At 70.9% G+C, this 12,470-nt stretch carries 7 protein-coding genes; 2 read left to right on the forward strand and 5 right to left on the reverse strand.

All coding sequences use genetic code 11. From position 1 onward, the window contains the following. Positions 1–3: 3 nt before the first annotated feature. Complete coding sequence (locus ACWDRW_RS29570) at positions 4–1,038, forward strand: SDR family oxidoreductase (RefSeq protein ID WP_451728004.1); 1,035 nt, start codon at positions 4–6, stop codon at positions 1,036–1,038. Between the two features lie 237 nt (positions 1,039–1,275). Here the strand turns inward: ACWDRW_RS29570 and ACWDRW_RS29575 are convergent, their stop codons facing one another. After that, positions 1,276–2,391 (reverse strand): AI-2E family transporter, encoded by a 1,116-nt coding sequence (locus ACWDRW_RS29575; protein ID WP_451728011.1) that lies wholly within the window; start codon positions 2,389–2,391, stop codon positions 1,276–1,278. Positions 2,392–2,649: 258 nt separating this feature from the next. Here ACWDRW_RS29575 and ACWDRW_RS29580 point away from each other — a divergent pair, with 258 nt between their 5' ends. Then, positions 2,650–3,870, forward strand: a complete 1,221-nt coding sequence (locus ACWDRW_RS29580; RefSeq protein ID WP_451728014.1) for a metallophosphoesterase — start codon at positions 2,650–2,652, stop codon at positions 3,868–3,870. Between the two features lie 96 nt (positions 3,871–3,966). Here the strand turns inward: ACWDRW_RS29580 and ACWDRW_RS29585 are convergent, their stop codons facing one another. The 4 genes from ACWDRW_RS29585 to ACWDRW_RS29600 form a co-directional block, all read right to left on the reverse strand. Then, entirely contained in the window at positions 3,967–5,388 is a 1,422-nt protein-coding gene (locus tag ACWDRW_RS29585; RefSeq protein ID WP_451728017.1) for a hypothetical protein, read from the reverse strand. Between the two features lie 133 nt (positions 5,389–5,521). Continuing rightward, positions 5,522–6,790: an ABC transporter substrate-binding protein gene (locus ACWDRW_RS29590; RefSeq protein ID WP_451728019.1), complete on the reverse strand. Its 1,269-nt coding sequence runs from the start codon at positions 6,788–6,790 to the stop codon at positions 5,522–5,524. A 116-nt stretch (positions 6,791–6,906) separates the two neighbouring features. After that, a complete protein-coding gene (locus tag ACWDRW_RS29595; protein ID WP_451728022.1) occupies positions 6,907–9,384 on the reverse strand; it encodes a glycoside hydrolase family 3 protein in 2,478 nt (825 codons plus the stop codon). Between the two features lie 472 nt (positions 9,385–9,856). Further along, positions 9,857–12,430, reverse strand: a complete 2,574-nt coding sequence (locus tag ACWDRW_RS29600) for a family 78 glycoside hydrolase catalytic domain (RefSeq protein WP_451728025.1) — start codon at positions 12,428–12,430, stop codon at positions 9,857–9,859. Positions 12,431–12,470 lie beyond the last annotated feature (40 nt).

Below are 12,470 nucleotides of genomic sequence, written 5' to 3' on the forward strand. Positions count from 1 at the left end.
GAGATGACACGAGTACTGGTCACCGGAGGAACCGGCTTCATCGGAAGCTGGTGCGTCCAGGCCCTGCTGGACGCCGGGCACACCGTCCGCACCACGGTCCGCGACCCGCGACGCGAGCCGACACTGCGGTCCTGGCTGCACGCGGCCACACGGTTCGACGACGACCGGCTCACCGTCGTACGCGCCGATCTCGAGCACCCCGAGCGCTGGGACGCCACCGTCGCCGGCTGCGAGTTCGTCCTGCACGTCGCCTCGCCGACCCTGCGCCACACGCCGGCCCACGACGACGACCTGGTGGTCCCGGCACGCGAGGGCGTCCTGCGAGTGCTGCGCGCCGCCCGCGACACCGGTGTCCGCCGGGTCGTCCTGACCAGTGCCTTCGGCGCCATCGGGATCGGACACCCCCCGCGCTCGACCCCGTTCACCGAGGACGACTGGACAGACGTCGACAGCGACATCCCGCCCTACCAGCGGTCCAAAACACTCGCCGAACGCGCCGCCTGGCAGTTCGTCCAGGACGAAGGCGGCGGCCTCGAACTGGCAGCGGTCCACCCCGTAGGAGTCCTTGGGCCCCTACTCGGCCTGGACGACCCGCCATCCCTGCGTCTGGTCCGCAGAATGCTCGAAGGACGGGTGCCCGCGTGCCCTCCCTTCGGGATGGGCTTCGTCGACGTCCGCGACGTCGCCGATCTGCACCTGCGCGCGATGACCGATCCGGCAGCCGCCGGCGAGCGTTTCCTGGCCATCGCCGGGCACAGCCTGCGCGTCATCGACATCGCACGCATCCTGCACGACCGCCTCGGTGAGCGCGCCGCGAAGGTCCCCACCCGTGAACTGCCCGTCTGGGTCGCCCGCGCACTGGGCCTCGTGAACCCGGAACTGCGCCTGCTTAGACACCAGCTCGGCCGGGACCTCGACGCCACAAGCACCAAGGCGCAGAAACTCCTCGGATGGCGAGCGCGCCCCATCGCCGACACCATCGAGGACACCGCCGAGAGCCTCCTCGCCCACGGCATCGGGACGAAGACCGCCTCGTAGCCAACCGACGCGACAGCCTTGAGGCACCGAAGGCGCGTTGGACTGGTGACCCGGACGTTCGGGACGGGTTCCGGCACGATCACCGAGGCCGGCACCATCATCGGCCTTCGGGTGGAGGTCGGTTGAGGGCCGACGGATGAACGACGAGCAAGCGCCGCCTGCCGCAGCAAGGACGGCATTTGCCTTCTGGTACCGGCCCAACGACCAAGGCGCCTGCTCAGCAGCTCGCAGCGGACGTCACGACGGGACCGCGGCGCCAGGGATCGGTTCATCGCCCTCCGGCTCCGCGGGTGGCTCGCTGAGCTGCTCGCGCACGTAGTTCCACACCACCGCGATCAGGGCGGTGATCGGGACGGCGAGGAGGCTACCGACGATGCCCGCCAGGTTTCCGCCCAGCGTCACCGCCAGCAGGATCACCGCCGCGTGCAGGCCGAGCCCGCGGCTCTGGATCATGGGCTGGAACACGTTCCCCTCAAGCTGCTGCACGACCACGATGATGGCCAGCACGATCAGCGCGTCGGACAGGCCGTTGGAGACCAGCGCGATGAGGACCGCCACGAAGCCGGCGAACAGTGCGCCCACGATCGGCACGAACGCGGTGACGAACGTCAGCACCGCCAGCGGCAGCACCAGCGGCACGTCGAGTATCCACAGGCCGACCCCGATGCACACGGCGTCGAGGAGTCCGACGGCGGCCTGGGACCGGACGAACGAACCCAGGGTGTCCCAGCTGCGCGCGGCGACGGTGGGGACGTCGACGGAGAGCCGGCCGGGCAGTTGGCGGGCGAGCCACGGCAGGAACCGCGGCCCGTCCTTGAGGAAGAAGAACATCAGGAACAGGGCCAGCACAGCGGTGATCACGCCGTTGACGACACTGCTCACCCCGGTGACCAGGGCGCTCACGGCGCTGCCCAGACCGTCCTGGGCCCGCTCGACCGCACTGTCGAAGGCCTTGTCGATCTGAGCGTCCCCGATGTTCAGCGGCGGGCCGGCGGCCCACTCCCGCAGCCTCTGCACCCCCTCGACGACGCCGTCGGTCAGGTCGCCGGACTGGGACGCGACCGGAACCGCGATCAGCGCCACGACCCCGGCGGCCACGAGCAGGAACGCAAGGGTCACCAGCGTCGCGGCCAGGGCCGGTCGCCACCCCCGCGAGCGGAGGAAACGTGTCGGAGGCCAGGTCAGCGTGGTGAGGAGCAGAGCGACGATGAGCGGCCAGACCACCGACCACATCCGGTCGAGCAGCCATAGGGCGACCCCGACCATCACAAGGACCAGCAGCATCTCGGCGGAGACACGTGCCGATGTACTCAGCGCGGCGCGGGATTTGGTGGGACTCATCGTGGCAGGCATGCGGCACACCCTATGGGGAGTCCCGGCGGACCTTGTCATCGCGGTCGGCAGCGGATGTCCGTGGTCAGCAGGCAGATCCCGCGGTATTGCTCGGCGGTGCGGGCTCGGTCCGGGCAGCGTCGTACCCGACACGCACGGAGGACGCCCCAACATGTCCGGCGCACCGGACATCAATGGATCGCGCGGATACGACGGTGCCGTCCACCCTCCGCCACCGCTGGAGGCATGATTCTTGGACAGCACTTCTGGAGGAGAAGCGTGACCGACACCGACAACGCCCGGCCCGTCGACAGCGAAGCGCAAGCGGCGGGGCAGAGCGGGCTGCACCGCCTGATGCGCTTCCTGCCCCTGGTCGCCCCCGTGCTGCTGTGGGCCGTGCCCTGCTGGGTCCTGCTGCACACCGGCCAGCACTGGCCGTTGCCGGTCGCGCTGGCCGGGACCGCCCTGTTCGCCGCTGGAATGATCGGTATGCCGCTCGCCATGGTGCGCGGTCACGGTCGGCGTCAGCAGGACTGGGCGGCGATCTCAGGTGACGTCCTGCTGGGCAGCGTCTGGGTCCTGTTCACCTGGTCGGTGCTGCTCGGCGTCCTGCTGCGGCTCGCCCTGGCCGTGGCAGGCGTCGGCGACGGCCAGGAGCGGGCCCGTGTCGTCACCTGGGCCGTCCTCGGCGTAGCCGCCGTACTGCTCGCCTGGGGGTACGCCGAGGCCCGACGCATACCTCGTGTGCGTCGGCTGGATGTGCAACTTCCCCGGCTGGGAGCCGGGTTGGACGGCACGCGCGTCGTCCTCATCACCGACACCCACTACGGGCCCCTCGACCGCGCCCGCTGGTCGGCACGGGTCTGCGAGAGGGTGAACACCCTGGAAGCCGATCTGGTCTGCCACACCGGCGACATCGCGGACGGCACGGCCGAACGCCGCCGCGCCCAGGCTGCACCCCTGGGCACCGTGCAGGCGACGAGCGGCCGTGTCTACGTCACCGGGAACCACGAGTACTACAGCGAGGCCCAGGGCTGGGTCGACCTGATGGACGAGCTGGGCTGGGAGCCCTTGCGCAACCGCCACTTGCTGCTTGAGCGCGGCGGCGACACCCTCGTGGTCGCCGGCGTGGACGACGTCACCGCCGAAGCCTCCGGCCTGGCCGGCCACCGCGCCCACCTCGCGGGCGCCCTGGACGGCGTCGACCCGGACCTGCCCGTCATGCTCCTGGCCCATCAGCCCGCGTTCGTCGGCCGCGCGGCCGCCGCAGGCGTCGACCTCCAGCTCTCCGGCCACACCCACGGCGGCCAGATCTGGCCGTTCCACTACTTGGTCCGCCTGGACCAGCCCGCCGTCGCCGGCCTCAGCCACCACGGCCCCCGCACCCTCCTCTACACCAGCCGCGGCACCGGCTTCTGGGGTCCGCCGTTCCGCGTCTTCGCCCCCAGCGAGATCACCCTGCTCGTGCTCCGCTCTCCGCACCAGCCCGCCACCGCGTAACCCCGGGTGATCGGTGATGACGACAGCCGCGCCGCATCGGCATCCAGCCCCGCGAACACGGCACGACGTCCCAACGTTCTTGCATATCGGACGAGATCAATGGGGCCGCTCCTTCGTCGCGGCCGGGACACCGGCTTCCGGCACACCCGCCCGGGCGAGCAGGGCCCGCATCTCCGGCACGGGCAGCGCGGGGTTGGCGGCCGCCACCACGCCCAGGTCCGGGTCGTCGAGCAGTTCGAGCAGCCTCGGCACCGGCAGCCTGGGGTCGTAGGCCGCCGCCTGGCGCACGTTCGGGTTCGCGTCCCGGCTCAGCCGCTCGACCAAGGACGGCGGGGCGTCCGGGTCGCGCAGGGCGAGGGCTCGTTCGCGGGGATCCTCCGCGTCGGCGCAGCGTGCCGCGAGCCCGGCCGACGGGAATCGCGGCCGGCTGACGAGCATGGAGACCGCTCGGTGTGTGCCGTGCAGATACAGGTCGTACAGCAGCTCCGGCGGCGCCTTCGGATGCCACTCGGCGAGCAGCAGTCGTACGGCGAAGTCCTCGTCGTCGGCGAGGAGTTGCACGCAGTCCTCGGGCAGGTGCTCGCAGAGCGCGGCGGTGCGCCGCAGCCAGGTGTGCGCCGAGTGGGCGCAGCGGCGCAGCAGGTCTTCGTCCTCGCGCGAGCGCCATACCCACTGCAACACGTCCAGTCGGTCCTCGGGCGACACCCTCCAGTCGATCGCGCGGCGCTGATCCTCCGTCAGCTCGGCTCGCGCGGAGACCGCGAGCCGTACGCGTGGATCCTCGTGAACTGCCAGCCGGGCCGCGAGGTCGGCGGGGAACGTCGGATTGAGGGCGAGTCGGGCCAGATGGTTGCCGTCGGCCATCAGGCGTTCGGACAACTCCCGGGTGAGCAGGCCGGATTCGAGTACGTCCCCGAGCTCCCACTGGTTCGTGAGCGCCGCTACGAGCCAGGCGGTGCGCTCGGCGTCCTCGTGCATGACGTGCAGCGCGGCGGCCTGGCGCACCCGGCGGTCCGGGTCGTCGAGAAGCCCGGCGCGTACGCCGTCGGTGAGTTCGGCCCACACCCGGCGGCACGCGGCCAGCCGGAACAACGGGTCCTCGTGCGTGGCCAGGGGCACCAGGACGTGGGTGGGGACGTGGGCGGACATGACGGTCTCGTGCCGGACGACGTCCCGCTCGTGGCTCAGCAGCCGCTCGTAGGCCTGGTCCGGAAGGGGTTCGACGGTCGCACGGTAGGGGAACGGGCCGCAGGCGACGAGGATGGCGTCCGAGTCCGGGCCGTCCAGGAGCCTGGCCCGCAGCGCGGGGTCGGCGACCCAGCTGTCGGCCAGTGCGGAACGCACCCGGCGGTCGGGGTGTGTGACCAGGGCCTCCCCGACCTCGGCCGGCAGTGACTGGCGCCAGACGAGCCGGGAGACGATGTCCCAGTCGTACTCGGACGGCACGAGCCGGAGAAGAACGTCGGCGGGTGCGGACGGGTTGGCCGCCAGCCCCGGCACCGCGTCACGTGCGATCATGGCATCCCCCTTGAACCAAGAAGCGGGCCGCACCGGGAACGGCGCGGCCCGACTTCATGATCGCAGGCGTGGGGCGCTCCACCCAGGGTGCTTCGTGAGCGCGGTGTCAGTGGCCCTCACCGGCGCAGGACTGTCAGGTGCGCTCCCGATAGGCGCGGTCCAGCGCCGCCAGTGCCTCATCGATACTCGTCGTGCCCGCGAAGAGAGCCTTGATCTGCCTGAAGTGGGTCTGTTGCACGTCGGAGTTGGGCCAGCGCTGGTCCATGAACGGGACGGTGGTGCCGGCCTTCTGGCGTTCGGCGACTTCCTCGACGGCGGGATCGACGGTGAAGGACGCGTTGGGAATGGCGGGCAGGGTGGCTCCGGAGCGGTTGTAGCGGTTCTGGCCTTCTTCCGATCCCAGGAAGTCGACGAAGGAGAGGGCGGCCTCGCGGTGCGCACTGTCGGCGTTGAGGCCGTAGGCGGCTGACACAGCGCCGGGCATCCGGGTTTCCCCGGGGTCGTCGGTAGCCGGTAGCGCGGCCATCCGCAGACCGAGATCGGGGTCGGCGGCCCGGAGCGCGGAGAGTGTGCTGGCGACCTGCACCACGCCCACCGCCCGGCCGTCCACGACCTCGTCCAGTGCGTCCTCGTAGGAGGTTTTGAGCGGTTCGGGTTCGAAGCAGCCATGGTCATTCATCGTCAGGTACTTCTCCAGCGCGGTCCGCCACCCGGACTCGGCGAAGGTCCGCTCGCGTACGGCCATCCGCTCGTCGAAGTCGGGCTCGTCCACGTAGACGGTGGTCGCGACCAGGGCGTAGGAGAGGAGCTGGGTGACCCAGGGGGTGGCGTTGCCCAGGGCGAACAGCGCCTTGCCGTGCTCGCGTGCGGTGCCGCACAGGTCGATCAGCTCGCTCCAGGTGGTGGGGACGGAGCCGCCGATCTCGTCCAGCGTGCGCTCGGAGTAGATCGCGCCGATCGCGCTGAAGCTCATGGGCACCGCGTAGGTGATGCCCAGCACCTCGGTCACCGGCCTGACGCCTTCCGGCATGGCCCGGTTGAAGGAGCGCAGGCTGACTTCCTCCAGCAGGTTGTCGCGTTCGAGTGCCGTCACGGATGCCGGGTTGCCGCTGCCCGGCCAGACGGTGAAGACATCCGGCCCTTCGCCTTCTTTGAGCATGTCGGGCAGTTCCCCTTGCAGGGTGTTGGTGTCGGCGAAGGTCACGCTGACCCGGATCTCGGGGTTCTGCCGCTGGAAGGCCGTGACGACGCTGTTGACGGAGGACTTGTCGGTGACGTTGGCCAGGACGGTGATCTCCGTGATCCGCCCCTCGGATGCGTCGAGGAGGGAACAACCGGCCAGCAGTGCGGATGCGCAACTTAGGGCAACTGCTGAGCGCGCATGGCGCAGGGTGACAGGCACGGGCGGACTCCGGAGAAGTGGGTACGGCTCACCGGCGGGGGCGGGCCGGCGGGTGAGGGGTTGGTGCGCTCACGCCCCGGGGCAGGTGAGGCGTGAGCGGACGGGCTGGAGCGGGGTCAGCTGATGGTCAGGGTCCGCTGCGCGGTCAGGCTGCGCGACGAGCTCGCGGTCGCGAGGACGTAGAGGCCGGGTACGAGCGTCCAGGTGCCCGACTTCCAGACGGTGAGGTCCTGCGCGGGGATGGTGAGGGTGAGCCGCTTGGAACCTGCTGCGGGCAGGGTGACCTTCTGGAAGGCGACAAGGCGGCGCGGTTCGGCCTGGGCCGCTGCCGGAAGGGTGGCGTACACCTGGACGACGTCGGTGCCCTGGCGTCGGCCGGTGTTCGTGACCGTGACGCCGAGGGTGATGCGCTGGGCTGTCGGGTCGTAGGCGGCTTCGACGGAGCCGTGGGCGAAGGTGGTGTAGGACAGTCCGTGGCCGAAGGGGAAGCGGGGTTGCTGTCCATTGGCGTCGTAGTAGCGGTATCCGACGGCGATGCCCTCGTCGTAGGAGACGGTGCCGTTCGTGCCGGGGTAGGTGGCAGTCGTGGTGCCCGGTCCTTGTCCGGCGTCGGCGGGGAAGGTGACGGGCAGGCGGCCGCAGGGGTCGGCGTCTCCAAAGAGGACGGCGGCGAGGGCGGTGCCCATGCCGCGGCCTCCGTACCAGGCCTGGATCACCGCTTCCACGTCGTTCAGCCATGGGGTGGCGACGGGGCCGTCGGTGTTGAGGACGACGATCGTGCGGGGGTTGGCGGCGGCCACGGCGGAGATGAGCTGGTTCTGGTCGCCGGGGAGTTCGAGGCGCTCGTGGTCCATCGCTTCCCCGGCGACCCGGTTGACGACGACGACCGCGGCGTCGGCCGCGCGGGCCGCCGCCACGGCGGCGGGGATGAGCGAGTCGGGCTGCCAGCCGAGGGTGAGGCCGCAGGTGCCGGGTTCCGCGGTGGCGTTGGTGTAGGTCAACTCCACGGTGACGGGCCTGCCGGCGGTCAGCTCGGCGGTGCCGTGGAGGGGATAGTCGTAGGGACCGAGGAAGAAGCGGCGCATCTGGCGGGTGCCGGAGACGACGGTGCTGCCGTCGATCTTGAGTGTGGTGGTTCCGGCGGGCAGCAGGGAGAAGCGGTGCAGGCCCGTGGCGTTCGGGGTGAGGGTGCCGGTCCACCGCGCGGACCAGACGTCGGGCAGGCCGTCGACCGGCGCGGCGGTGAAGTCGACGGTCGCGTCGGTGCGGGTGGCGAGGGGGGTGCCGGTGGGGTCGGCACCCGCGTAGTAGGTGCCGGTCAGACCGGCCGGGCCGGTGCTGGTGCGCAGGACGGCCGACGGGATGGTGGTGAGGGGGACGTCGCCCCTGGTGCCTTGCGCGTGCGTGACCTTGACGGAAGCGCCTGCGCGGGCGCGGATCGCTTCCAGCGGGGTGGTCCAGGTGCCGGGGTCGACGTATGTGGATCCGGAGACGCCGGGAAGCATATCGGTGCTGGCGGGGCCGATGACGGCCAGCGACCTCAGCGACGCGGGCAGGGGCAGGGCCGCGGAGCGGTTGTGGAGCAGCACGGTGGAGGCGACGGCGGCTTCGTGGGCGAGGCTTTGATGGTCACTGCTGCTGACGTCGTCGGCCGGGCTGGGCACGGGGTGGTCGAAGAGACCGGCGGCGAACATCGTGAGGAGGATGCGGCGGGCTGCGTCGTCGAGACGTGTGCCGGGTATCGCGCCGCCGGTGAGGGCGCCCGCGGGGATTTTGACGGCGCCGGGGCCGAGGCCGGCGAGGTCCATGCCGGCGCGGGCGGCGGCGACTTGGTCGGCGCCCGCCCAGAAGTCCGGCACGGTGTAGCCCTTCAGGCCGATCCGGCTCTTCAAGTCGTCGAACAGGGCGGGGTGTTCGGTGGCGAAGGTGCCGTTGATCTTCGGGTAGGCCATCATCACGGAGGTGGCCGGTGCGGCGGCGACGACGCGTCGGAAGGGCGCCTGGTAGATCTCGTGAAGGGCCCGGTCGGAGACCTTGGTGTCGGTGAAGAAGCGGTTGGTCTCCTGGGTGTAGGCGGCGAAGTGCTTGACCGTGGCCGCCACGTGCTGGCTCTGCATGCCGACCGTGAGGGCCGCTCCGAGGCGGCCGGCCAGCAGCGGGTCCTCCCCCATGGCTTCGGCCTGGCGGCCGAAGTGCCAGGTGCGGGTGAGGTCGACGGTGGGGCCGAGGAGGTTGTTGTAGCCCTTGCCGCGGCCTTCGGCGCCGATGGCGCGGCCGATGCGAGCTGCCAGGTCCTCGTCGAAGGACGCTGCCTGAGCGACCGGCACGGGGAAGGCGGTGACACCCTGTTCTCCCCGCAGCCCGGCCGAGGCGTCGACCATGGCGAGCGCCGGAATGCCCAGATGGGCGACGGCTGCGAAGTCGCAGCGGATCAGGGCCTCCTTCTCGGCGGCGGTCATCCGGGCGAGCAGGGCGTCTGCTCGCTGCTGCGGGGTGGTGTCCGAGGCGGCGTTCGCCTCGTCACTGACCGCCGGGGCCATGCTCATGGCCAGGGCGGTGAAGGTGGCGGCCGAGAGGAAGGTGCGTCTGTTCACAGCGGCTCTCCGGACGGACAGGGCGGCAGCCCGAGGGGCGGTCGCGGGTTGGGGAGGGGGCCGGCCGAGGGGTCAGGTTCACGGCCGGCCCCAGCAAGGGGGAATTGCCGCTTCGTCCGAGAACAGCCGCCGCCGCGTCCCACGGCGAGCGAATGGGGGCACCAAAACGCCCGGAACGGAAGCATGCAATTCAATGCTCAGTGAGGCTAGGGACTATTTTCGGCCGGGTCAACCCATCAGCAACATCTTCTTCGCACACCGGCTTTGAGCAGCCAATACCAGGTTTCCTAATTTTGAAATCGTGCACTGAAAATTCAATTGAAGGCCGCGGCGAGCGGCCCGCCATAAGGACCGTTAATGACGAGCATCCACGCGATGGATAACCTGAACCAGAACCAGGGAAAATGAAAGTCCGGCGCATTCCCTCAGGCGGGAATGCGCCGGACTTTCGCGCTGCCTGCACCCGTGCCTGTCAGGCGGCTCCGGCAGTCGCTTGCGCCGAGTCGAGGACATGCCTGCCCGATCCCAGCGCAACGGGCGGGCAGCCGGGCAGCTCGGCCGTCGCGCGGCAGCCGTCGGGGACTTCGACCTGCGCGACCAATCCCGTGCCGGTCGCCTCCCAGGCCAACGAGGCAGTCCCGTACGGCGTTTCGTGCCGGGTGCGAGCCCAGGTGATGCCTCCGCCCGGCCGTGGCCGGAACACGATCTCGCGGTATCCGGGGGCTGCGGCGGTGATGCCGCCGACGATGCGATGCAGCCAGTCGGCGACCGCGCCGAGGGCGTAGTGGTTGAAGGAGGTCATGCCGCCGGGGTTGAGCGTGCCGTCGGGACGCATGCTGTCCCAGCGTTCCCAGATGGTCGTGGCGCCCATTGTCACGGGATACAGCCAGGAGGGGCACTGGGTCTGGGTCAGCAGGCGGTAGGCGACCTCCAGATGGCCAGTGTCGGTCAGCGCGTCGCAGATCAGTGGCGTGCCGACGAAGCCGGTGGCGATTCGGGCGTCGTCGGCGAGGACCAGCTGGGCCAGGCGGTCTCCGGCCTGCTGCCGTTGCTGCGGGTTGAGCAGTCCGAAGACCAGGGCCAGGGCGTAGGCGGTAGGGCTGTCGCTGGTCATCCGGCCGGAGTCGGTGACGTACCGGCGGCGGAAGGCACCAGCGACCTCGTCGGCCAGCGCTGCGTACCGCTCGGCGTCCCGATCCTCCCCCAACTCGGCTGCCGTCAGGGCGAGATGGCGGGCCGAGTGGGCGAAGTAGGCGGTGGCGACGAGGTAGCGGTCGGTCCGGCCGGCCCCCGGGTCGTCCGGCGGTGCCTCTGGGTCCAACCAGTCCCCCAGCTGGAAGCCGGTGTCCCAGAGGCGGCTGGGGCCGGCGAGGCGCTCCACCAGGTCCACCCACGCCGTGGCCATGGGGTAGTGGCGGCGCAGCAGCTCGATGTCGCCGAAGCGTTGGTAGAGCGTCCAAGGGGTGAGAGTGGCCACGTCACCCCAGGCGGCGCCGGGCTGGATCGGTGTCCACGTCGGCTCTCCCGGGATCACCGGGACGTACCAGGGGATCGTGCCGTCGGGCAGTTGCTCCAGTCCGACGTCGGTGAGCCAGGAGTCCAGCATGCCCACGCAGTCGTAGAGGAAGGCCGCGGTGGGGGCGAAGACCTGGATGTCGCCGGTCCAGCCGAGGCGTTCGTCGCGCTGGGGGCAGTCGGTCGGGATATCGACGAAGTTGCCGCGCATGCTCCATACGACGTTTTCGTGCAGGCGGTTGATCAGCGGATCGCTGCATTCGAACCAGCCGGTGCGGCGCATGTCGGTGTGGTAGACGCGGGCTGTCACATCGTGCGGCGCGAGCTGTCCGGGCCAGCCGGTGATCTCGGCGTAGCGGAAGCCGTGGAGGGTGAAGCGGGGCTCCCAGGTGAGCGGGCCGTCTCCGGAGAGGATCACGTGGTCAGTGGCGTACGCCTCTCGGAGCGGCCTGGTGGCCAGCTCGCCGTCCTGAAGGACCTCGGCGTGCCGGATCGTGGTCCGCGTGCCCTTGGGGCCGTCGACGGTCAGGCGGAGCCGGCCGACCAGGTTCTGCCCGAAGTCCAGCAGGTGGCGGCCGTCGTCGAGCCTGGTGACGGCGACCGGAAGGACCTCCTGGGTGCAGCGCACCGATGGGCCCGAGGGCGCGACGAGGGTGGCGGGGTTCCGTTCGGTGACCCGTACCGGCTGCCAGTCGCCGGACGCGGCATGGCCCGGAGCGGACCAGCCGGGTTCGTCGAGCCGTGCGTCGTAGGTCTCCCCTTCGTACAGGCCGCTGGCCAGGATGGGGCTCTGCGCGGCGGTCCAGGTTCCGTCGGTGGCGAGGACCACGGTGCCGCCGTCGTCGTAGGTGATCTCCAGTTGCGCGAGCAAGGACTGGTCGGTGCCGTAGATGTTGCGAGTGCCGCCGTCGAAGCCGTACTTGCCGCGGTACCAGCCGTCTCCGAGCCACGCGCCGATGGTGTTGGCGCCCACGGTGAGGTGCCCCGTGACGTCGTGCGTGCGGTAGCGCAGACGGTGCGGGTAGACCGTCCAGCCCGGGGCGAGCGCCTCGTCGCCGACCCTCCGGCCGTTGATCTCCGCCTCGTACAGGCCGTGGGCCGACACGTACAGGCGGGCGCGTGCGACCGGCCGTTCCAAGCGGAAGTCCCTGCGGATGCGGGCCGGGCGGCGGGTGGCCTCGAGGTCTTCGTCCCAGCCCGCTCGGACGGGCATCGCCCGCCAGTCGGCCGGGTCGAGGAGCCCGGCCTCGACGACGCTGGGCTCGCTCCAGGGCGAGGGCTCGGCGGCGCCCGGTGACCAGACGCGGACGCGGACGGCGACCCGTTCACGTGAGGCCAGCGGGGCGCCCGGCCACGCGACGAGTACCTGGTCCTGACCTGGCACGCGGCCCGTGCGCACGGTGGGACCGCCATCGCGGTCGAGTTCGAGCTCGTACGCCTCCTGCATGCCGCAGCCTGGCGGCAACCGCCACGTCAGGCGAGGTGCGGGGACGCCGGTGCCTAGGCCGTCCGGGAGGTGTTCGAAGGACACCGGGGAGGGCTGGGGGGAGTGCAAGTGGAACCTTTCGCTG

The sequence above is a fragment of the Streptomyces sp. NPDC003635 genome (genome assembly GCF_053587635.1).